Genomic DNA, 21,195 nt, shown 5'->3' with positions numbered 1-21,195 from the left:
CGGCACCTATCCACTTCACCCTCAGCCCCTCGCTTACAGCGAGCGGCTGATGGTGAAGCTGCCGAACACCGGCGCTTCGCGCTGGCCGTTGAATTCGCGCGTGCTGTGGTAACGCGCCATTGCAAACTTCCAGCGCCCACGCATCACGGCCACGCCGTAGCCGCCGTAGGCCACCACATGGCGCTTGTCCACGCTGTGACTGTTGCGGAAGGTGTTGCCGTCCAGCGTGATGTCGCGGATCACCCAGGCGACGTCCGAGGTCGCGAACAGGTGCCATGACCAGCCATTGGGGCGACCGCCACGGGTCGGTGCCGTGTTCTCACCGGCCGGGCGCAACGGCGTGCTGCCGAAGTCGTCCGGCAGCTTCCAGCCGAAGCGCACTTCACCGCCGAAGTTGGCCTTGGTTTCCAGGTTGCCGATGGAGCCGCCGTAGTGGCTGATCGCGTCCCAACCCCAGCCGTCGGCATTGATGCTGGCATCACCCGGCCAGCGGCGCATGCGCTCATGGGTCAGCATGAAGAGCGGCTCGTTGTGCAGCTGGTTGTCCCAGCCCTTGAATTTCTCGTCGCCCAGCACTGCGTGCACGGCATTCTGCACCTGCCTTCCCTGTGCCCACGGGCCAACCACGCCCAGCGTCAACTGGGTGGTCTGCAGGCGGTCGCCGCTGCGCGCATTGAAACCGAAGTTTGCGATCAGTACGCCGGCGTAAGGGCGGTCGTCCTCGATCAGGTCCCTGCGGCTGAAATCGGTCGGAGTGAAGATGCCCTGGCCAATGCTGAAGATCATGTTCTGCTGTTCGAACCTGCCCGGATGCAGGCCTTCCAGGTACTGGTTCACCCAGCGCGCCATGCGCGGCAGGCACGGGTCGTCGGTGTAATCGACCAGATTGGGCGAGACCAGGGTCAACAGCGCACCGTTGGTATAGCCCTGGTCCTGGTGGCGGCCGCCGAACAGGTCGTTGTCGACGCGGAAATTGACCTGCGGCGGGTGGTCGCGCATCGCGTCCGGGCCACATTGTTCGGCCGCCTGGGCGGCAAAGGGGAAGGCAGAGGCCAGCAGGCCGGCCAGCCCAAGGGCTGCGACACTACGCATGGATGGAATGCTCATAGGGAAGGGGGCGGTTTTCTGTCGTTTTCTGCAACGCTACGGTACCCGTGCCCGCGCGCCGGAACGAGCACGTTGGGATCACTTGTCTGTTCCGAAAACAACATTGTCCGGCGGACACAATTTGTTACCCGCGCACGTACTGCGGGCCTGGCGTGAAGGCGGCCGAAGGCCGGCCGCACGGTGCCGGGGCCACGGCGGGACAGGTAATTCCAGTCAGCTGCCGTTGGGCCTTCGGCCCCGGCGCCTGGGCCGTCTGCAACGCAGCAGGCCGCCTGTGCCGTCTTTGACGTTGGTGAATACTCTTGGGTTTGTTGCCCTGCGGCCCGATAATGGGGCCATGGAAATCAAGTCCGACAACCCCGACCACGGCTTCCAGTTCCCCGGCCAGTTCGAGCTCAGTGCCATGGGCCCGGCCAACCGCGGCCTGGAGCATGAACTTCCCCGTCTGCTGCTGGCCGCCGGCATCGATGTGGTGAACGAACGCATCAGCTGGAAGCACTCGTCCAACGGCAAGTACGTGTCCGTCCGCATCGTGTTCAAGGCCGAAAGCCGCGAACAGTACGACCTGGCGCACCAGGCACTGCGCGATCACCCGGAAGTGAAGTGGACGCTGTAGCCGGCAGCTGCCCGGCCGAAGCCGCCCCGGAAGACCGCGCGCCGCGTCCGGCGGTGGTCCGTGACCTCGGCCGCCAGGCCTATGAACCGGTGTGGCGCGCCATGCAACGCTTCACGGACCAGCGCAGCGAGGCAGACGCCGATGAGCTGTGGGTGGTCGAGCACGACCCGGTATTCACCCTGGGCCAGGCCGGCAAGGACGAGCATGTGCTGGCGCCGGGCGAGATCCCCGTGCTGCACGTGGACCGCGGCGGCCAGGTGACCTATCACGGCCCCGGCCAGATCGTGGTCTATCCATTGCTGCGCCTGCCGCGGCTGGGCATCGGCGTGCGCGACTACGTGTGCCGCATCGAGCAGGCGCTCATCGATACCCTGGCCGAGTGGAACATCGGCGCCGAACGCCGCGAGGGCGCCCCGGGCGTCTACGTCGGTGGCGCCAAGATCGCCGCGCTCGGCATCCGCGTGCGCCGCGGCTGCACCTTCCATGGCCTGGCCTTCAACGTGGCCATGGACCTGGAGCCCTTCCACCGCATCAACCCCTGTGGCTATCAGGGGTTGCAGGTGACCTCGGTGGTAGACTTGGGCGGCCCCTCCGGGATGGATGCCGTCAAGCCGGTGCTGCTGGACCACCTGGCCCGCCAGTTCGGCCTGCTGCTGCAGCACACGCCGGAACTGCCCGATCTTTCTGCGGCCGCCTGACCGCCCCCCGGAACTGCCATGACTGAAACCACCGCCCGTTCCATTCCCCTGCAGATCGTGCAGGGCGACTCTCCGTCCGCCGCGCCGTTGCAGGCCGGGGTCAAGCAGCTGGGCGGTGACAAGATCAACCGTTCGCCGGTGCAGTTCGCCGACGCGCCGGTGCTGCGCAAGCCGTCCTGGATCCGCGTGCGCATTCCCTCGGGCAATGCCGTGCAGAACCTGAAGGCCAAGCTGCGCGAGAACCGCCTGGTGACGGTGTGCGAGGAAGCCAGCTGCCCGAACATCCACGAGTGCTTCGGCCATGGTACCGCCACCTTCATGATCCTCGGCGAGGTCTGCACCCGCCGCTGCTCGTTCTGCGACGTGGCCCACGGCCGCCCGAAGCCGCCGGATTCCAACGAGCCGGCCAGCCTCGGCCAGACCGTGGCCGACATGGGCCTGAAGTACGTGGTGGTGACCAGCGTCGACCGCGATGACCTGCGCGACGGCGGTGCCCAGCACTTCGTCGACTGCATCAGCGCCATCCGCGCGAAGTCGCCCGGTACCCGCATCGAAGTGCTGACCCCGGACTTCCGCGGCAAGGGCCGCATGGAGCGCGCGCTGGAGATCCTGGCGCAGAACCCGCCGGATGTGTTCAACCACAACATCGAAACCGTGCCGGACCTGTACCGCAACGTGCGTCCGGGTGCGGACTACCAGTGGTCGCTGAACCTGCTGAAGAACTTCAAGGCGCAGCACCCGGACGTGCCGACCAAGAGCGGCATCATGCTGGGCCTGGGCGAAGAGTTCGAGCAGATCAAGGCCACCATGCGCGACCTGCGCGCGCATGACGTGGACATGATCACCATCGGCCAGTACCTGCAGCCGACCCCGCACCACCACCCGGTGCTGAAGTACTGGACCCCCGAGGACTACAAGGCGCTGGAAGACTACGGCTACGAGCTGGGCTTCAGCCACGTGGCCTCCGGCCCGATGGTGCGCTCGTCGTACCACGCCGACGTGCAGGCCAAGGGCGCCGGCGTCCGGTAAGCGGTTGCCGCCGGGCCACAGCCCGGGGCTGCCGATGGGTGCCACCACCAGCATGGTGGGTGCGGACCGTTGGTCCGCACGCCTTTGCCTGCATTCACAATTTGCTACACCGGCCCCGCTAGGCTGGTTTTCCACCGAGCGCGGCCGGGTGACAAACCCGGCAACTTTCGGCACTGTCGGGGTGTCTTAACACCCTGCAGTCTCCCCCTTGGCAAGGCGCCTTCGAGCACGTCAATGAAATTCAAAGCCCCCGCATTCCTGATGGCCCTGGCGCTGGTCGCGCCGTTGGCGCTGGCGGCCAAGGCCGACTCGCCCGCATTGCCCGCGGCTGCCACCGCCGATCAGGTGACCACCTCCAAGCTGGTGTACGGCCTGTTGTCCGACAGCCGCTACGCCTACCGCCCGCGTGCGCTGGACGAGGCCACCTCCAAGGACGTGTTCAAGCGCTACCTGGAAACCCTGGACGGCGGCAAGCAGTACTTCACCCAGGCCGACGTGGCGCGCTTCGCGCCGTTCGAAGCCAACATCTCCTCGGCCATCCGTGGCGGCGAGCTGGAGCCGGCGTTCCAGGTGTTCGCGGTGTACAAGCAGCGCGTCGGCGAGCGCGTGGCCTATGCGCGCAAGCTGCTCAAGCAGGAGCCGGACTTCACCACCGACGAGCGCTTCGAATACGACCGCAAGAAGGTGCCGTGGGCGGCCAGCAGCGCCGAGCTGGATGAGCTGTGGCGCAAGTCGGTGAAGAACGACTGGCTGCGCCTGAAGCTGGCCGGCAAGAAGCCGGACGACATCCGCAAGACGCTGGACAAGCGCTATGCCACGCTGGAGAAGTCGGTCAACGAGCTGAAGGGCGAAGACGTCTTCCAGTTCTTCATGAACTCGTACACCAGCGCGGTTGATCCGCACACCGATTACTTCACGCCGCGCACCGCCGAGAACTTCAACCAGGCGATGTCGCTGTCGCTGGAAGGCATCGGTGCGCAGCTGCAGCGCCAGGACGACGTGGTGGTGATCCGCGAGATCATCGCCGGTGGTCCGGCCGCGGTGGACGGCACGCTGAAGCCGGGTGACCGCATCGTCGGCGTTGGCCAGGGCAAGTCCGGCCTGGTCGAGGACGTGATCGGCTGGCGCATCGACGATGTCGTGGCCAAGATCCGCGGCGCCAAGGACACCCAGGTCAAGCTGGAATTCATTCCGGCCGCCGAAGGTGCCGACGGCAAGCACCACACCCTGGTGCTGACCCGCCAGAAGGTGCGCCTGGCCGAACAGGCCGCCAAGGGCGAGACCATGACCATTCCGGCCGCCAACGGCGAGCCGGCACGGAAGATCGGCGTGATCAAGCTGCCGACCTTCTACCAGGACTTCGAAGGCCGCCGCCGCAATGCCGCCGACTATGCCTCGGCCACCCGCGACGTGGCCAAGCTGCTGGCCGGTTTCAAGAACGACAAGCTGGACGGCGTGGTGCTGGACCTGCGCAACAACGGTGGTGGCTCGCTGGATGAAGCGATCGAACTGACCGGCCTGTTCATCGAGCAGGGCCCGGTGGTGCAGGTGCGCGAGTCCGGTGGCCGCGTCACCGTCAACAGCGATCGCAACCAGGGCGTGGCGTGGGACGGCCCGCTGGCAGTGCTGATCAACCGTGGTTCGGCCTCGGCCTCGGAGATCTTCGCCGGTGCCATCCAGGACTACGGTCGTGGCCTGGTGATCGGTGAAACCAGCTTCGGCAAGGGCACCGTGCAGAACATCGTCGACCTCGACCGTTGGCCGAGCGGCGAAACCCAGCGCTTCGGCCAGGTCAAGCTGACCATCGCCCAGTTCTTCCGCATCAGCGGCAGCAGCACCCAGCACAAGGGTGTGGTGCCGGACCTGGCCTTCCCGGCCAGCGTCGATGCCACCGAATTCGGCGAAAGCACCTACGACAACGCCCTGCCGTGGACCCGCATCGCCGCCGTGCCGCACACCCAGTACGGCAACTTCGCGCCGCTGCTGCCGAAGCTGGAGACCCGTCACGACGCGCGTATCGCCACCGACAAGGAATTCCAGTGGTGGAACGAGGACGTGCAGCAGTTCCGCACTGAAGCGGCGAAGAAGTACATCTCGTTGAACGAGGCCACCCGCCGCGCCGAGCGCGAGCGCCAGGACGCCCAGCGCAAGGAGCGCCAGGTGCAGCGCAAGGAACTGGGTCTGGCGCTGGATCCGCTGGCCGACGACAGCAGCGACGATGGCCTGACCGGCAACGAGCGTGACATCGTGAAGGATGCCGCGCGCGAGAAGGCGGCGGAAAAGCGCCCGGACCCGCTGCTGCGCGAGTCGGCCTCGATCCTCGCCGACGCGGTGAACCTGCTGGCCAACGACCGTCCGCTGTCCGCACAGGTGCTGCCGCAGTCCACCGGCGCCGGCCGCTGGGCGGACTGAGCCGGAGACGGCATGTGATACCCGAGGGGCCGGCATTGCCGGCCCCTTTCTGTTTGGGGACCTCGTTCACGGTAGCGCCGGGCCATGCCCGGCGAGCGAAGTGCCACAAACGACTTAATTCCCTCCGTCCCTTTTTCGTGCATGAACCGGGAGCAACGTGGGGGGGCATGTCGACCTGCCGCACACGGGGGCGGGACTACTCTTGGTGCTTCCGTTCTCGCAGGAGTACCCATGCGGGCCTCCCGTCTTTCCAGTGCTGCCGTGGCGCTCACCAGCGCCCTGATCCTCTCGGCCTGCGGTGGCCGTGCCGCCGACAGCACCGTGCTGCGCGAATCCTTCGATTCCGGCGATACCTTCTCGCGCACGGTCGATGGGCGCCCGGGCGACGCCTGCGAGGCGGCGCGCCGCACCCTGCTCAGCCAGGGCTATGCCATCGCCCGTTCCGATGATGCACAGGTGGAGGGCAACAAGAATTTCCAGCCGCGCGAGGATGACCATGAGCAGCTGGTGCTGCGCATCTCCTGCGCCCCGCGTGGCAGCCAGACGCTGGTGTTCGTCAGTGCCGTGCAGGATCGCTACGCACTGAAGAAGAGCCCGACCTCCGCCAGCGTCGGCGTGGGCGCGCTGGGTTCGGTGTCGCTGCCATTCGGCAGCAACGACGACTCGCTGGTGAAGGTGGCCAGCAGTACGGTCACCGACGCTGAGTTCTATCGTCGCTTCTTCCAGCGCCTGCAGCAGTACCTGCCGGCTGCGGCGGGTAAATCTGCGCCATCGCCATCGCCATCGCCATCGCCGGCAGCGGTGCCGGAACCCGCACCGGCGGTTACGGACCAGGGCTGAGCGTGCGCGGCAGGTGGCTGATTGCAGCCCTGCTGCTGGCGCCAGCGTGGGTCGGGGCAGCGCCCTCTCCGGACTGCGCGCAGGGACTGCTGCAGCGGCTGGGATGGCGCTTCGAAGAAGCGCCCCTCCATGCGCCGCAGGTACACGGTGGTCCTGTGTGCACACGTGCCTCGCTGGCTGACTCGCAGGCGGCCGGTGACCTGCGCGTGCGATGGCCGGCAGCGCTGCCGGCTGCCACACGGCAGGCGCTGCTGCAGCAGCTGCTGGATGACCCTGCCACGGTCTGCGCCTATGCCTTCGAGCTGGGGGCGGCCACGCGGCGCGCGACCTCGGCACTGCAGGGCAATCCCTCGTTCCGCTTCTCCGGCCCGCAACTGGGGTGGATCGGCTTCGGTATGCGTGGCGCGCCGGCACAGGGCTGGCAGCGTACGCGTAGTTTCGGTCGTGGCTTCGTGCCCCGCGCGGGCAACAGCCATGCGCTGCAGGCGTTCTACAGCGGTGCCGTGCGTGCCGAATGCGGTGTCGGCCGCCAGGTCGCGCAGCTGGCCACTCAGCGCGAGCTGTATGGCGATGCCGCGTTCGATACGGCGTTCGCAGCGGACGAACTGTCGATCGGCACCTTCCTCGCGCTGCACGAGACCGACAGCATCCTGCTCGGCGCGCATGCCGGCGACTTCTTCGCCGACGGCAAGGCGGTGGGCACGTCGGCGATGGGGCGGCAGGCGTTCGTGGGCGTGCCCGGTTTCATTGAACATGTGTACGACACGGGTACGCTGGACGACCTGAGCAACCAGGCCGAGAACTTCGTGGTGGTCGACGTGGGCGAGGGCGCTGCGCAGGCCCTGGCGACGCATGGGGGGCTGGCCTGGTACGACCAGCGCAATATCGAACTATGGAAACTCGCGCAGGGCATTCCACGTACGGGCCAACGCTATTTCGAACGCCTGCTGTTCGAGCGCGATCCACAGCTGCGCGCACGGCTGGCGCCGCGCTACCACGCTGCGCTGATGCGCATGGACCAACTGCTGGACGATCCGTTCTACCAGCAGTTCGTGATCTATGTGCATCCGCGCGGTATACGTCCTATCGGCTACCACATCGCCCGCCTGCTCGATCGCAACCCGAGAACGCCGTTTTCGATCGACCTGGCGGTGCACAATCTGCATACCACGCTCTACCGGCGTTGGCGCGAGGCGCAGCTGCGCCACTGCGCGGCTACCGGCAGGCCAGGCAGCCTGACCCTAGACCCCAACTGAAGGTGAAACAATGGATATTGCAATGATCGGCCTCGGCCGCATGGGCGCCAACATGGCCCAGCGCCTGCATCGCGGCGGCCACCGCGTGGTCGGCTACGACCCGGGCGAAGGCGCCCGCCAGCGCGCCGCCGAGGCCGGCCTGGAGGTGGTTGATTCGCTGGCCGCCGCCGTGACCGCGCTGCCGGTGCCGCGCGTGGTGTGGCTGATGGTGCCGGCCGGCGAAACCGTCGACCAGACGCTGGGCCAGCTGACCCCGCACCTGGCCGAGGGGGACATCGTCATCGACGGCGGCAACTCCAACTACCAGGACTCGATCCGCCGCGCCAAGGCGCTGGCCGAGAGCGATCTTGGCTACGTCGACTGCGGCACCAGCGGTGGCGTGTGGGGCCTGCAGGAAGGCTACAGCCTGATGGTCGGTGGCGAAGCATCGGTGGTGGAGCAGATCGCACCGCTGCTGCGCACGCTGGCTCCGGCCGAGGATCGTGGCTGGGGGCGTGTCGGCCCGTCCGGCGCCGGCCACTTCACCAAGATGGTCCACAACGGCATCGAGTACGGAATGATGCAGGCCTATGCCGAAGGCTTCGCGCTGATGGAGCGCAAGCAGGAGATGGAGCTGGACCTGGCCCAGGTGGCCGAGGTGTGGCGCCACGGCAGCGTGGTGCGTTCGTGGCTGCTGGACCTGAGCACCGAAGCACTCAAGCGCAATCCTTCGTTGGATGGCATCGCGCCGTACGTGGAGGATTCCGGCGAAGGCCGCTGGACTGTCGCCGAAGCCATCGCGCTCGATGTGCCGGCACCGGTGATCACGCTGTCGCTGCTGGAACGCTTGCGTTCGCGTGAATCCAATTCGTTCACTGATCGCCTGCTGTCGGCGATGCGCAACGAATTCGGCGGCCACGCCATCAAGAAGTCGTAAGCACTGCGGTGGGGTCGGAACCCTTTCCACAGGAAAGGGTTCCGACCCCATGAAGAAAGCCTTCTCCGATCGTTGCCACGTCATCCACGCATGGCGTGGATGTGTCGACCAAGGTCGACACCTACCGTCGGGCGCGGGAATCTGTCGAAGGCGGGGTGGGTCCGGTTGCGGGGGCGTGAGCGCCATGGATGGCGCGACCGAGCCTACAGGGACGTATTTACGGCGTCCCCCGCAACCGGACCCACCCCGCCATCTCACGGATAGCTTGTTTTTGACGTTGACGTTGCCGTTGATTCGGCAGGTGCAGAGCGCAGCCCTGCCGGTCATCTCAACTGCACCCGCCGCCCTTCGCGCGCGCTGTCCATGCCGGCCTGCAGCAACCGCATCAGCTGCAGCGCCTGCACCGGGCTGACCGTCGCTTCGCCGTCGCCGTGCATCGCGGCGGCAAACTGCGCATACAGCCGCCGGTAGTCGCCCGGCAGGTTGTCGACCGTCGTGCGCTGCACGTTGTCTTCGGCATCGCAGCGCAACAGCTCGCCATGCCGCGGATCAATGCCCCAGCCCGGCGCGCCCGGTGCCACGCCCCTGCGCAGCTGCGCTTCCTGCACATCCAGTCCCTGCTTGATCCAGCTACCATCGCGGCCATGCACTGCGAAGTGCGGCGTGGGCGCCGCCACCAGTGAACCAGCGTGCACGATCGCGCGGTGTCGCGGGTAGTGCAGCACCGCGTGGAAGTAATCGATGCCGCTGCCGCCTTCGCGCTGTACGGCCAGATCGGCATCGATCGCCTCGGGCCAGCCGAACAGCACCAGCATCTGGTCGAGCAGGTGCGGGCCGAGGTCGTACCACAGGCCACTACCCGGTCCGTCCTGCTCGCGCCAGCGGTCGCGCACCTGCGGGCGGTATCGGTCGAAGTGCGCGTGGCACTCGGCCACGTCACCGAGCGTGCCTTCGGCCAGCAGCGCCTGCAGCGTGAGGAAGCCGGCATCGAAGCGCCGGTTCTGGAACACGGTGGCGATGCGTCCGGCGTCGCGCGCCGCAGCCAGCACCGTTTCCGCTTCGGCCACATCCAGCGCGAACGGCTTGTCGACCAGCACGTGCTTGCCCGCCGCCAGCGCGGCGATCGCCAGCGGCGCGTGCTGTTCGTTCGGTGTGGCGATCACCACCGCATCCACCGCTGGATCGTCGAATACCTCCTGTGGCGTGGCGCGCACGTGTACGTCGCTGAACGCGCGCAACAAGGCGTCGCGTTGCGAACTGACGATGCTGTGCAGCACCAGCCCGGGCGTGTGCTGGATCAGTGGCGCATGGAAGACGCGGCCGGCGAGGCCGTAGCCGATCAGGGCCAGTTGCAGGTCGGGGCGCATGGCAGGGCTCCGGCAGTGGGAAGAGCAGGGTAAACGACGGGTGCTGGCCGTCCAAAACTGAACCGTTGCCGTTGGAAACGTTTCGATTCACGGCGGCATGACCGCAACGCCACGCCTGCTCTACGGCGGCTTGTCCAGACTGGCAGCACATCCCGAAGGAGTACGACACGATGAGCAATACCACCCGCACGCTGATTGCTTCCGCCCTGACGCTGGGCCTGGCGCTGTCCTCCTCGGCTGCATTCGCCAAGGACCCGGCCGCGAAGAGCCCGCCGACCAGCACCCATCCGACGACCCATGCCGATCGCCATGACTCCAACGAGCCGGTGACCGACAGCTGGATCACCACCAAGGTGAAGGCCGACCTGCTGGCCAGCAGCAACGTTCCGGGCACTGAAATCAAGGTGGAAACCGTGAACGGCGTGGTCAGCCTGAGCGGTGCCGTGGCCACCCAGGCCGAGAAGGACAGGGCGGTCACCACTGCCAAGGGCATCAAGGGCGTGACCCGCGTCGATGCCGCCGCGTTGAAGGTCAGCGCTGCCGCCAAGCGCTGAACCGGGCGGGCGCCCCGGTGCGGGGCGCCCGCTGCATGGGGTTCCCATAACCTGTTCAGGCAACCCGGCTGGAAACTCCAGAGTTGTGACCGCCTGCGCTATATTGCCGGTTCCGCCGCAGCCGGGTTCGCCCCGGCCAACGCTTCGCGGCTGAGCTGACGAGGAACTATGGCGCTGGTTTTCAGTGACGACATCTGGGACCGCTGGCGGTTGCCGGCCCTGGCGCTGGCCGCTGCAGCGATCATCGTGGTGCCGTGGTTGACCCTGCGCAAACTGCAGCACGACAGCGAACAAGCGATGGCCTGGGTCAACCACACCCAGGCCGTTGGCGTGGCGCTGCAGCAACTGCAGGCCGACGTGCGCGATGTCGAATCGGCGGCATTGACCCTTTCCAAGGGGGTGGATGCCCCCGGCCTGCGCGAGCGCATGGCCAGGGCCAACGAGATTCCCGGGCGCCTGGCCGAACTGGGCCGGATGACCCGCGACAATCCCGACCAGCTGATCCGCATCGGTCGGATCGAATCGATGCTGGAAGGCCGCCTGGCGGTGGCCCGCGAGCTGGCCAGGTCCGAACCGAACAGCGACCAGCGTGAGCTGGTGCAGGACCTGAGCACGCGTTACCCGATTCGTGGCCTGGTGGAAGAGCTGCAGGCCAGCGAGCAGAAGCTGCTGGCGCTGCGGGCCGAGCAGGCCGCGCGCCAGCGCAAGCAGACCGAACTGGTGTCGTGGAGTTCGCTGGTGATCCAGCTGGCGCTGCTCGGCCTGGTGCTGTGGCTGCTGCAGCGGCAGATCGGCCGTCGCCTCCATGCGGAGCGGCAATCGCTGCGCTCGGCTGCACGCGCGGCCTCGGTGCTGCAGACTGTGCGCGAACCGATCGTGCTGCTCGACCGCGACCTGCGCGTGCAGCTGCACAACCCGGCATTCGCCGAACTGTACGGCCTGCAGGACGAGCGCGCCGATGGCCTGCTGCTGGAGACGGTTGGCGACAACGCCTGGCAGGATCCGGTGGTGCGACAGCGCCTGGCCGACGTACTGTCGCGCGGTCGCGAACTCTGGGACTTCGAGCACGAGCAGCGCACTGCCGATGGCATGGTGCGCTACATGCTGCTCAACGCACGGCGCATGCCGCTGCCCGACACCGATGACGAAGTGGTGCTGCTGACCATCAGCGACGTCACCATGCAGCGCGCAGTGCAGCTGCGCGTGGAAGAGCTGAACCGCCAGCTGGAAGGAAAGGTTGCGCAGGTGTCCGAGGTCAACCGCGAGCTGGAGGCTTTCAGCTACTCGGTTTCGCACGACCTGCGTGCGCCGCTGCGCCACGTGGCCGGATTCTCCGACAAGCTGTCGCGCCACCTCGGCGACGCCGCCGATGACAAGAGCCGGCACTACCTGGAAGTGATCTCCAGTTCGGCCCGGCGCATGGCGGCACTGATCGACGACCTGCTGGTGTACTCGCGGCTGGGCCGCGTGGCGATGCGCCAGCAGGCGGTGGACATGCAGTCGTTGGTGGCCGATACCCGCGCCATGCTCGATTCCAACCTGCAGGCCGAGGCCGAGAACAGCGGCCATGCGCACCAGGTGGAATGGAGCATCGCGCCATTGCCGATCGTGGTGGGCGACGAGAACATGATCCGCCAGGTCTGGCTGAACCTGCTCGGCAACGCGGTGAAGTACTCGGGCAACCGCGAGCCGGCGAAGATCCGCGTGGATTACCAGCCGCAGCCAGATGGCGGCCATCAGTTCACGGTCAGCGACAATGGTGCAGGCTTTGACATGGCCTACGCCGGCAAACTGTTTGGTGTGTTCCAGCGCCTGCACAAGGCCAGTGACTACCCGGGTACCGGCATAGGCCTGGCCAGCGTGCGCCGCGTGCTGACCCGCCATGGCGGCCGTATCTGGGCCGAGGCCGAACCGGACGTCGGCGCCACCTTCCACTTCTACCTGCCTCCCGCGATCGACGCGGACAAACAAGGGCCTTCTGCATGACCACTCTGCGCACCATTCTTCTCGCCGAAGACAGCCCGGCTGACGCCGAAATGGCGATCGACGCCCTGGAAGAGGCGCGTCTGGCCAATCCCATCGTGCACGTCGAAGACGGCGTGGAAGTGATGGACTACCTGCTGCGCCGCGGCGCCTTCGCCAGCCGCGAGGAAGGCCTGCCGGCGGTACTGCTGCTGGACATCAAGATGCCGCGCATGGATGGCCTGGAGGTGCTGCGGCAGATCCGCGAGCACGAAGAACTCAAGCGCCTGCCGGTGGTGATCCTGTCGTCTTCGCGCGAGGAAAGCGATCTGGCCCGCAGCTGGGACATGGGCGTGAACGCCTACGTGGTCAAGCCGGTGGACGTGGACCAGTTCTTCGGCGCGGTGCAGACCCTGGGCAAGTTCTGGGCGTTGATCAACCAGGCACCGGAACTCGAGTGAGCCCATGCCCCTGACCGGTCCCGCCCTGGGGGCGCTGCGCATCCTGCTGGTGGAGGACTCACCGGAGGATGCCGAGCTGATGTCCGAACAGATGCTCGACGCGGGCCTGGAAGCCCGTTTCGAGCGTGTCGAGAGCGAGGCGGAACTGCGCCAGGCACTGGCTGCGTTCCAGCCGGACATCGTGCTGTCCGACCTGAGCATGCCGGGGTTCTCCGGTGATGACGCGCTGCGCATCGTGCGCGAGACCTCGCCGGAAGTGCCCTTCATCTTCGTCTCCGGCACGATGGGTGAGGAGAACGCGGTGGCGGCGCTGCAGAAGGGCGCCAATGACTACATCATCAAGCATCTGCCGGCACGCCTGCCGTCGGCGGTGGCGCGTGCGATCCGCGATGCACGCAGCGCGGTGGAGCGTGCACGGGTGGAAACCGAACTGATGCGCGCGCAGCGCCTGGAAAGCCTGTCGCTGCTTGCCGCCGGCCTCAGCCACGACCTGCGCAACATCCTGCAGCCGTTGCTGATCATGCCGGACCTGCTGAAGGCGCGCACCGACGATCCGCAGCTGCACCACCTGGCCGATGTCATCGCCGAGTGCGGCCGCCGAGGCCACGAGATGGCCGAATCGATGCTGTCGTTCGTGCGCGGTTCGCGCAAGCCGAGCGAGCGCATCGAGATCGATGGCCTGTTCGATGCGGTGGCACTGCTGTTGCGCAGCAACGTGCCCGATGCCGTACGCCTGGAACTGCAGGTGCAGGACGAAGGCCTGGTGGTCGACGCCAACTACACCGAGCTGCAGCAGGTGATGTTGAACCTGGCGCTCAACGCAATCCAGGCGATGCCCAACGGCGGCCGCCTGAGCCTGACCGCCAGTCATGCCGGCGAGCGCGATGGCGTGGACTGGATGCAGATTTGCGTGGCCGATGAAGGCATCGGCATGGATGCGGACACGCTGTCGCACCTGTTCAATCCGTTTTTCACCACCAAGGCTGATGGCACCGGCCTGGGCCTGATTTCCTGCAAGCGCATCGTCGAAGGTGCCGGCGGCAGCATCCATGTCAGCAGCCAGCCGGGGCAGGGCACCTGCTTCGAACTGCGACTCCCGATGCATGAGGCCATTGATGGCAGCGAGCCGGTCGAGCAGCTGGTGGCCCTGGGCAGTGGCCAGTCGATCCTGGTGGTCGATGGCGAGGCCACGCGCCTGTCGTTGCTTGGCAATGCGCTGTCCAGCCAGGGGTATCAGTTGCAGCTGGCCTCCGATGGTCCGGCGGCACTGCGCTGGATGCAGCAGGAGGCGATGCCGGCGCTGGTGATTGCCGACGCCGGCTCGAAGTTGTTGCCGGCCAGCCAGCTGCTGGGCGAGATGGCCACGCTGGGCTATCGCGGCCCGGCGCTGGTGCTGGAGGACGCAGCTGTTGCGGTGCCCGCCGATGCGTTCCCTGCCGGCGTGGAGGTGCATGTGCTGCGCAAGCCGCTGCAGATGCAGCAGGTGTTCCGCGCGGTGGCCGAGGCGCTGGGCTGACAAAGGGTAGTGCCGGCCGCTGGCCGGCATCCCTGTGCGGTGGGATCACTGCGGTTGCCGGCCAGCGACCGGCGCTACCGGTCCAGCGTTTCCCAGGGGAAGCGCGGCAGGGCGTCCACCGCCTGTTCCAGCCGCCGTGACCAGTTCTGGTGGATGTCCGCATACAACGCTGAATCCGCGCCCAGCCGCAGCTGCCGGCCGATGCGCAGTTCACCGTCGCGCAGCAGCGCCAGGTCGATCGGCAGGCCCACCGACAGGTTGGAACGGATGGTGGAGTCCAGCGAGACGATGGCGGTGCGCGCCGCATCTTCCAGGCGCGTGGCCGGGCTGAGGATGCGGTCGAGGATCGGCTTGCCGTACTTGGATTCACCGATCTGCAGGTACGGCGTCTCCGGCGAGGCGGCGATGGCGTTGCCGAGCGGGTAGATCATGTACAGCCCGGGGCGCTCGCCGGCGATCTGGCCGCCGAAGATCAGCGTGGCCTGGGTATTGACCCCATCATGGCCATGCTCGCTATGGCTGCTGTGCACCTGGCTGTCCACCAGCAGCTGGCCGACGTACTCGGCGGCTTCGAACAGGTGGTTCATGTCGCGCAGGTTGGGCGCGCGCCGTTCGCCGGCATCGCGCCCCAGGCGCGACACCAGCAGCTGGGTGGTGGCCAGGTTGCCAGCCGCCATCAGCACGTAGGCTGCCTGGCCAGGATATTCGAACACGTGCAGCTTGCGGTGCACGCGCACATCGTCCAGCGAGGCATTGGTCCGGGTGTCGGCAGCAAAGACCAGGCCCTCGTCCACCTCGATTCCAACGCAATAGGTCATGTCGGTGCCCTATCATGTGCGTCCCGGATTGTAGGCAGGCCGCCGTGACGACGGCATGTCCACGCCCCCATCGCTGCCACCTGAACCGCATGACGACCGTGCTCCTGAGCCTGGGCAGCAATGTCCAGCCCCGCCGCTACCTCCACGCCGCGGTGGCGGCCCTGCGCGAGCGCTTCGGCGCGCTGCAGGTATCGCCGGCCTACCGTACCGCCGCGGTCGGCTTCGATGGCCCGGCCTTCCTCAACAATGCGGTGGCGATCGAGACCGATCTGCCGCTGCAGGAGCTGGACGATTGGCTGCATGCGCTGGAAGACGCGCACGGTCGCGACCGCAGCGGGCCGCGCTTCTCCGACCGGACCCTGGACATCGACGTGGTGTTCTACGGCGACCTGGTGGTGGAAGGCCCCGGCCACCTGCGCATTCCGCGCCCGGAGCTGAAGCATGCCTTCGTGCTGAAGCCGCTGGCCGACATCGCGCCGGGCTTCATCGACCCGGTCAGCGGGTTGGACCTGGCAACGCTGTGGCGTGCGCACAAGCAGTTTGGCGAGGCGTTCGAGGTGGTGGACCTCGAGTGATGGCCACTGCCCTCGCCGGGCATGGCCCGGCGCTAACGATCTACGTGACCCGGTAGCGCCGGGCCATGCCCGGCGGATCGTCAACTGACCGTACGCCCGCCATCCACGCGCAGGGTGTGGCCGGTGACGAAACTGGCTTCGGCCACCAGCCAGTACACCGCCTCGGCGATCTCCTCGACGGTGCCGATCCGCGCCAGCGGCGTGCGCGCCAGCAGCGCCTCGCGGGCGAAATCGTCCTTGCCCTGTTCCGGCCACAGGATCGCACCGGGCGCTACCGCATTGACCCGCACCTTCGGCGCCAGCTCCAGCGCCAGCGAGCGCGTGGCCATCTCCAGCGCGGCCTTGGCCATGGTGTAGGCGATGTGGTCGCGCATCGGGTCGGTGCCGTGCAGGTCGGTCAGGTTGACGATGCAGCCCTGCTGGCGGCGCAGGTAGGGTGCCGCCGCCTGTGACAGCAGCAGCGGCGCGCGCGCGTTGACCGCGTACAACTCGTCCATTGCCTCGGCGGTGACCTGGCCAAGGGGAGTGGGGAAGAAGTTGGAGGCGTTGTTGACCAGCGCGTCCAGTCGCCCGAAGTGGGTAACGGCCTGTTCCACCAGGTCGGGCAGGGCGTCGGCGTCACGCAGGTCGGCCTGCAGGGCCAGCACGCTGCCCGGGCGCACGTTGTCGAAATCGAACGCGGCCTGCTGCAGCTCGGTGCTGGAGGTGTTGGCATGCAGCACCACCGACCAGCCACAGGCGTGGAACTGGCGGGCGATGGCCGCACCGATCCGGCGCGCGCTGCCGGTGATCAGGACCACGGGGTGGGTGTCGCTCATCGAGGGTCCTCCAAGGCTCGGCTATCCTGTGCACCATTGTCACCGCATTCGAAGACGCCATGCAGCCCACCTTCCCCCTGCCCGAAGCCGATGCCCTGGCCCACAGCGACCAGCTGGCGGCCGCCCTGCGCGCCGAAATCCTTGCGCAGGGCGGGGCAATGCCGTTCTCCCGCTTCATGGAGCTGTGCCTGTATACCCCGGGCTGGGGTTATTACAGCGCCGGCGCCAGCAAATTCGGCGGCAGTGGCGACTTCACCACCGCGCCCGAGCTCGGCAGCCTGTTCGCCGGCAGCGTGGCCAATGCGCTGGCGCCGGTGTTCGGCCAGCTGGGCGCGCAGGCGCGGATGCTGGAACTGGGGGGTGGTACCGGCGCCTTCGCTGAGGCCGTGCTGATCCGCCTGGCCGAGCTGGACGCGCTGCCGTCGCGCTACGCCATCCTCGAACCCAGCGCCGACCTGCGCGAGCGCCAGCAGCAGCGCCTGCAGCAGAACCTGCCGGCCGAGCTGGTCGCGCGCGTGGACTGGATCGACCGCCCGTTCGAAGAGGACTGGGAGGGCGTGGTGTTCGCCAACGAGGTGATCGATGCGCTGCCGACCCCGCGCTTCCTGATCCGGGACGGCGAGGTCTACGAGGAAACCGTCGAGCTGGACGTCGAAGGCAACTTCATCCGTGGCGCGCAGCCGGCGGACATCCTGCTCAACGGGGCGGTGCGTCATATCGAGCGCTACCTGGAGAAGCCCTTCGCCGAGGGCTACCGCTCCGAGGTGCTGCCGCAGCTGCCGTACTGGCTGCAGGCGGTGGCGGGCGGCCTGCAGCGCGGCGCGATGCTGTTCGTCGATTACGGCTACAACCGCGGCGAGTTCTACCAGCACGACCGTGACGATGGCACCGTGCGTGCGTTCTACCGCCACCACGTGCACAACGACGTGCACCGCTGGCCGGGCCTGCAGGACATCACCGCGTCGGTGGATTTCACCGCGATGGCCGAGGCTGGGCTGCACGGTGGTTTTGAACTGGCCGGCTACTGCAGCCAAGCCAGCTTCCTGCTCGGTAATGGCCTGGACCAGGTGCTGCTGCTGGCCGAGGAACGCACCGATGAAGTGGGGCGCATCCAGCTGCGCGACCAGGTGAAGAAGCTGACCCTGCCGACCGAGATGGGCGAGCGCTTCCAGGCCATCGGCCTGCAGCGTGGCGTCGATTTCGAACCGGCCTTCGAGCTGGGTGACCTGAGCTGGCGCCTGTGAGCCACGCGTTGCCGGTAATCAAGCCGCTGCGGCGGCCGCGGTTGTGGACCGCACTGTGGGTCACCGCAGTGCTGCTGGTGATCGTGGTCTGCCTGATCCCGCCGCCGACGATTCCATTGCCGGAAAACAGCGACAAGGGCGAGCACTTTCTTGCTTACTTCATTCTGGCGGGCAGTGCGGTACAGCTGTTCCGGCGCGGGCGGCCGCTGCTGTGGGTCGGTGTAGGCCTGGTGCTGATGGGCATCGGCATCGAGTTCGCGCAGGGCGCGCTGACCAGCAACCGCACTGCCGACCCGATGGATGCGCTGGCCAACACCATTGGCGTGCTGGCCGGCCTGGCCACGGCACTGACGCCGCTGCGCGACCTGCTGTTGCGCTGGCGCGGGTAAAGGCGTGCCAACCAAGGTTGGCACCTACCGGTAGATCCACGCCGCGCGTGGATGGAATCTCAGTAGATCCACGCCGCGCGTGGATGGAATCTCAGTAGATCCACGCCGCGCGTGGATGAACTGCCCGAGGTGCCGACCAGGGTCGGCACCCAGCAGGGCAGACCTGCCGTCATTTCCCCAGCGTGACCTCATCCAGCACCCACATCGCCGGGCGCGTGTCGCCGGTGAAGTTGATGCACAGGTCACCGGTACCCTGTGTACCCTTCGGCAACGCTGCACGCAGGGTCACGAAGCCATCGGCATCCGGCGTGGCCGGCAGCGGTACCTCAGCGAGCACCTTGCCGCTGCAATCGCCGCGACGCACCAGCATCTCGCCATGCGCGCGCTTGGCCTTCTCGAAGCGACGCTTGGGTTCGTCATGGGCCAGCTGGAAGTAGTACGGAATGCGGCCCGCACGCACTTCCACGCTGCCGATGCCGTCCAGCTGCGCTTGCGGCCAGCGCCAGCACGGCTGGAAGATGTCCACGTTGAACACCGCACGGGGGCCTTCGCGCGGGCCATCGTCTTCCAGGCGCAGCACCAGCCCCTTCTTGCCTACGCAGCTGAGCAGCTCATCGCTGCGGCGGCTGAGCAACGACTGCGCGGTGAAGTCTGCGGCCGTCGGCTTCGCGGCCAGCATCTGGCCCTGGTAGAACGCGGCGGCCTGCACGGTGGCGGGCAGCGTTTCGGTCAGCGGTTGACGGTACAGCGGCGACTGCGCGGTCACCGGCTGGCCATCGGTGCTGTAGCGCACTTCATAACCCAGTGGATTGGCCAGCGACATCGTCACCGTGTTGTCCGCGCGGTTGTCGGTGTAGTCCACGCCTACTTCGAACGGGGTCTGCGCATAGGCCAAGCCCCAGGCACGGTAGCGCTGCAGCTGTGCCGGCAGGCGTGCGAGGAAATCGCGGAAATCGCGATGTTCCGGCGTGCTCCAGCCGGTCTCGGCCACGGCGGCCAGGCGCGGGAACAGGTTGTGCTGCAGGCGTGCGTAGCTGCGCGTGTGTTCGGTGAACATGTTGGCCTGCAGGCCGAGGATGTGCCCGCGCTTGTCTGCGTCCAGTTCGGCCGGCACCGGCTCGAAGTTGTAGAGCTTGCCGAGGTTGACCTGGGTCGGGCGGCCCGGCGGTTCGTTCGGCGACGCCGTCTGCAGGTAGTCCAGGTACAGGTAGCCGACCGGCGACATGATCACGTCATGCCCGGCACTGGCCGCAGCCAGGCCGCCTTCGGTGCCCTGCCACGACATCACCGTGGCCTGCGGCGGCAGACCGCCTTCGAGGATCTCATCCCAGCCGATCAGGCGTCGGTCGTGTTCCTCCAGGAACGTCTCCAGGCGCTTGATGATGTGGCTCTGCATGGCCATCTCATCCTTGATGCCCAGTGCACGCATGCGCTGCTGCACCTGCCTGGAGGCTTCCCACTGGTCCTTGACTGCCTCGTCGCCGCCCACGTGCACATACCTGGCCGGGAACAGTTCGATCACTTCCTCCAGCACGTTCTCCAGGAAGGTGACGGTGCTGTCTTCCACGTTGAACAGGTTCGGGAACACGCCCCATTCGCTGATCGGCTTCAGCGGGGTGTTGATCGAACCCAGTTCCGGGTACGCGGCAATCGCAGCGGTGGCATGGCCGGGCACATCGATTTCCGGAATCACCTGGATATGCAGCTTCGCGGCATAGGCGATCACTTCGCGGATCTGGTCCTGCGTGTAGAAGCCGCAGTACGGATGCTCCTTGCCAGTGACCGGATCGATGCCACCGTCACCGGCCGGCAGGCGGCAGCTGCCCACGTCGGTCAGCTTCGGGTAGCGCTTGATCTCCATGCGCCAGCCCTGGTCATCGGTCAGGTGCCAATGGAAGGTGTTGAGCTTGTGCGCAGCCATTGCGTCGAGCACGCGCTTGATCTCGTCCAGGCTCTGGAAATGCCGTGCAGAGTCGAGCATGAAACCGCGCCAGCTGAAGCGCGGCGCATCCTGGATCTGCACCGCTGGCAGCACGCCGTTGCTGCCGCCGGTAGCGAGCTGGGCGAGCGTGGTCGCGCCATAGAACAGGCCGGTTTCGTTGCCGGCCTGCACCAGCACGCCCTGCGCGGTGCTTTCCAGCGTGTAGCTTTCGCCGCTGTCGCGGAAGGTGGGCACAATCTGGAAGCGGATGCCGCCACTGCGGGTAGCCGCCTTGCCCTCGGCCAGCGAAAGGCGCGGGCCGCCACTGCGGGCCAGCAGGTCGGCGAACTGGGTGGCGACCCGTTGCGCAGCCTCGCCTTCGGCGTGCAGCACGGTATCAGTGCGCACGGTGATGCCGCTGCCCTGACCGCGCTGCACCGTGGCCGGGGCCGGAATCAGCATCAGGCTGCCGGCCCGCAGCTGCGGGCCGGGTGCTTCAGCAGCAGGCGTGGGATCGGCGGCGACTACCGGCAGTGCCGGCAACATCGCGAGCAGGCTGCCCAGCAGCAGTGCGCTGCGCATCCGGGCGCGGGAAGGCTTGACCATCGGAACGACTCCTTGGAACGGTGCGATGAACGCTATACATGAAAAACGCCGGGCCCGGAATGACCCAGGCCCGGCGTGCGTGCACGACTC

19 protein-coding genes are annotated in these 21,195 nt (G+C 67.2%); 14 read left to right on the top strand and 5 right to left on the bottom strand.

Going from position 1 to position 21,195, the window contains the following annotated elements:
- Positions 1 to 33: 33 nt before the first annotated feature.
- The gene (locus tag CCR98_RS17890; RefSeq protein WP_198361029.1) at positions 34 to 1,092 is read right to left on the bottom strand and encodes a lipid A deacylase LpxR family protein; all 1,059 of its coding nucleotides are present in this window, start codon (positions 1,090 to 1,092) and stop codon (positions 34 to 36) included.
- 352 nt (positions 1,093 to 1,444) lie between these two features.
- Here CCR98_RS17890 and CCR98_RS17885 point away from each other — a divergent pair, with 352 nt between their 5' ends.
- The 7 genes from CCR98_RS17885 to gnd all read left to right on the top strand — a co-directional run bounded on the left by CCR98_RS17885 (position 1,445) and on the right by gnd (position 8,874).
- Positions 1,445 to 1,723, top strand: a complete 279-nt coding sequence (locus CCR98_RS17885) for a YbeD family protein (protein ID WP_005411067.1) — start codon at positions 1,445 to 1,447, stop codon at positions 1,721 to 1,723.
- The gene (gene lipB / locus CCR98_RS17880) at positions 1,711 to 2,421 is read left to right on the top strand and encodes a lipoyl(octanoyl) transferase LipB (protein WP_087923652.1); all 711 of its coding nucleotides are present in this window, start codon (positions 1,711 to 1,713) and stop codon (positions 2,419 to 2,421) included. Before CCR98_RS17885 ends, lipB begins: the two co-directional genes overlap by 13 nt.
- An 18-nt stretch (positions 2,422 to 2,439) precedes the next feature.
- Positions 2,440 to 3,450, top strand: coding sequence for a lipoyl synthase (lipA, locus tag CCR98_RS17875; protein ID WP_087923651.1), 1,011 nt, complete (start codon positions 2,440 to 2,442; stop codon positions 3,448 to 3,450).
- A 234-nt stretch (positions 3,451 to 3,684) separates the two neighbouring features.
- Positions 3,685 to 5,862: a carboxy terminal-processing peptidase gene (locus tag CCR98_RS17870; RefSeq protein WP_049442837.1), complete on the top strand. Its 2,178-nt coding sequence runs from the start codon at positions 3,685 to 3,687 to the stop codon at positions 5,860 to 5,862.
- A 231-nt stretch (positions 5,863 to 6,093) separates the two neighbouring features.
- Positions 6,094 to 6,702 carry a DUF2242 domain-containing protein gene (locus tag CCR98_RS17865; RefSeq protein ID WP_087923650.1) on the top strand — a complete coding sequence of 203 codons (609 nt, stop codon included), beginning with the start codon at positions 6,094 to 6,096 and terminating at the stop codon, positions 6,700 to 6,702.
- Between the two features lie 2 nt (positions 6,703 to 6,704).
- Positions 6,705 to 7,958 carry a hypothetical protein gene (locus CCR98_RS17860; protein ID WP_198361028.1) on the top strand — a complete coding sequence of 418 codons (1,254 nt, stop codon included), beginning with the start codon at positions 6,705 to 6,707 and terminating at the stop codon, positions 7,956 to 7,958.
- Positions 7,959 to 7,968: 10 nt separating this feature from the next.
- Entirely contained in the window at positions 7,969 to 8,874 is a 906-nt protein-coding gene (gene gnd, locus CCR98_RS17855) for a phosphogluconate dehydrogenase (NAD(+)-dependent, decarboxylating) (RefSeq protein ID WP_087923649.1), read from the top strand.
- Between the two features lie 323 nt (positions 8,875 to 9,197).
- Here gnd and CCR98_RS17845 read toward each other — a convergent pair whose 3' ends face one another.
- Entirely contained in the window at positions 9,198 to 10,241 is a 1,044-nt protein-coding gene (locus CCR98_RS17845; RefSeq protein ID WP_087923647.1) for an oxidoreductase, read from the bottom strand.
- A gap of 170 nt (positions 10,242 to 10,411) precedes the next feature.
- On the opposite strand from CCR98_RS17845, the gene CCR98_RS17840 reads away from it, so the two are divergent.
- The 4 genes from CCR98_RS17840 to CCR98_RS17825 all read left to right on the top strand — a co-directional run bounded on the left by CCR98_RS17840 (position 10,412) and on the right by CCR98_RS17825 (position 14,734).
- Positions 10,412 to 10,795, top strand: coding sequence for a BON domain-containing protein (locus CCR98_RS17840; protein ID WP_087923646.1), 384 nt, complete (start codon positions 10,412 to 10,414; stop codon positions 10,793 to 10,795).
- Positions 10,796 to 10,963: 168 nt separating this feature from the next.
- Positions 10,964 to 12,781, top strand: coding sequence for an ATP-binding protein (locus CCR98_RS17835; RefSeq protein ID WP_087923645.1), 1,818 nt, complete (start codon positions 10,964 to 10,966; stop codon positions 12,779 to 12,781).
- On the top strand, positions 12,778 to 13,218 hold the full coding sequence (locus CCR98_RS17830) for a response regulator (RefSeq protein ID WP_087923644.1): 441 nt from the start codon (positions 12,778 to 12,780) through the stop codon (positions 13,216 to 13,218). The genes CCR98_RS17835 and CCR98_RS17830 overlap by 4 nt, the downstream gene beginning before the upstream one ends.
- A gap of 4 nt (positions 13,219 to 13,222) precedes the next feature.
- A complete protein-coding gene (locus tag CCR98_RS17825; RefSeq protein ID WP_087923643.1) occupies positions 13,223 to 14,734 on the top strand; it encodes a hybrid sensor histidine kinase/response regulator in 1,512 nt (503 codons plus the stop codon).
- Positions 14,735 to 14,808: 74 nt separating this feature from the next.
- Here the strand turns inward: CCR98_RS17825 and CCR98_RS17820 are convergent, their stop codons facing one another.
- Entirely contained in the window at positions 14,809 to 15,552 is a 744-nt protein-coding gene (locus CCR98_RS17820; RefSeq protein ID WP_087923642.1) for a 20S proteasome subunit A/B, read from the bottom strand.
- A gap of 89 nt (positions 15,553 to 15,641) precedes the next feature.
- On the opposite strand from CCR98_RS17820, the gene folK reads away from it, so the two are divergent.
- Positions 15,642 to 16,127: a 2-amino-4-hydroxy-6-hydroxymethyldihydropteridine diphosphokinase gene (gene folK / locus CCR98_RS17815; RefSeq protein ID WP_087923641.1), complete on the top strand. Its 486-nt coding sequence runs from the start codon at positions 15,642 to 15,644 to the stop codon at positions 16,125 to 16,127.
- 80 nt (positions 16,128 to 16,207) lie between these two features.
- Here the strand turns inward: folK and CCR98_RS17810 are convergent, their stop codons facing one another.
- Positions 16,208 to 16,945, bottom strand: coding sequence for a pteridine reductase (locus CCR98_RS17810; protein WP_087923640.1), 738 nt, complete (start codon positions 16,943 to 16,945; stop codon positions 16,208 to 16,210).
- A gap of 59 nt (positions 16,946 to 17,004) precedes the next feature.
- Between CCR98_RS17810 and CCR98_RS17805 the strand changes: the two genes are divergently transcribed.
- Complete coding sequence (locus tag CCR98_RS17805) at positions 17,005 to 18,189, top strand: SAM-dependent methyltransferase (protein ID WP_087923639.1); 1,185 nt, start codon at positions 17,005 to 17,007, stop codon at positions 18,187 to 18,189.
- Positions 18,177 to 18,578: a VanZ family protein gene (locus tag CCR98_RS17800; RefSeq protein WP_198361098.1), complete on the top strand. Its 402-nt coding sequence runs from the start codon at positions 18,177 to 18,179 to the stop codon at positions 18,576 to 18,578. The genes CCR98_RS17805 and CCR98_RS17800 overlap by 13 nt, the downstream gene beginning before the upstream one ends.
- 169 nt (positions 18,579 to 18,747) lie before the next feature.
- Here the strand turns inward: CCR98_RS17800 and CCR98_RS17795 are convergent, their stop codons facing one another.
- Entirely contained in the window at positions 18,748 to 21,105 is a 2,358-nt protein-coding gene (locus CCR98_RS17795; RefSeq protein ID WP_087923637.1) for a family 20 glycosylhydrolase, read from the bottom strand.
- Positions 21,106 to 21,195: the final 90 nt, after the last annotated feature.

Origin of the sequence: Stenotrophomonas sp. WZN-1 (assembly GCF_002192255.1) — a bacterium.
Taxonomy (GTDB): Bacteria; Pseudomonadota; Gammaproteobacteria; order Xanthomonadales; family Xanthomonadaceae; genus Stenotrophomonas.
This window is presented reverse-complemented; position numbering and strand designations above follow the sequence as displayed.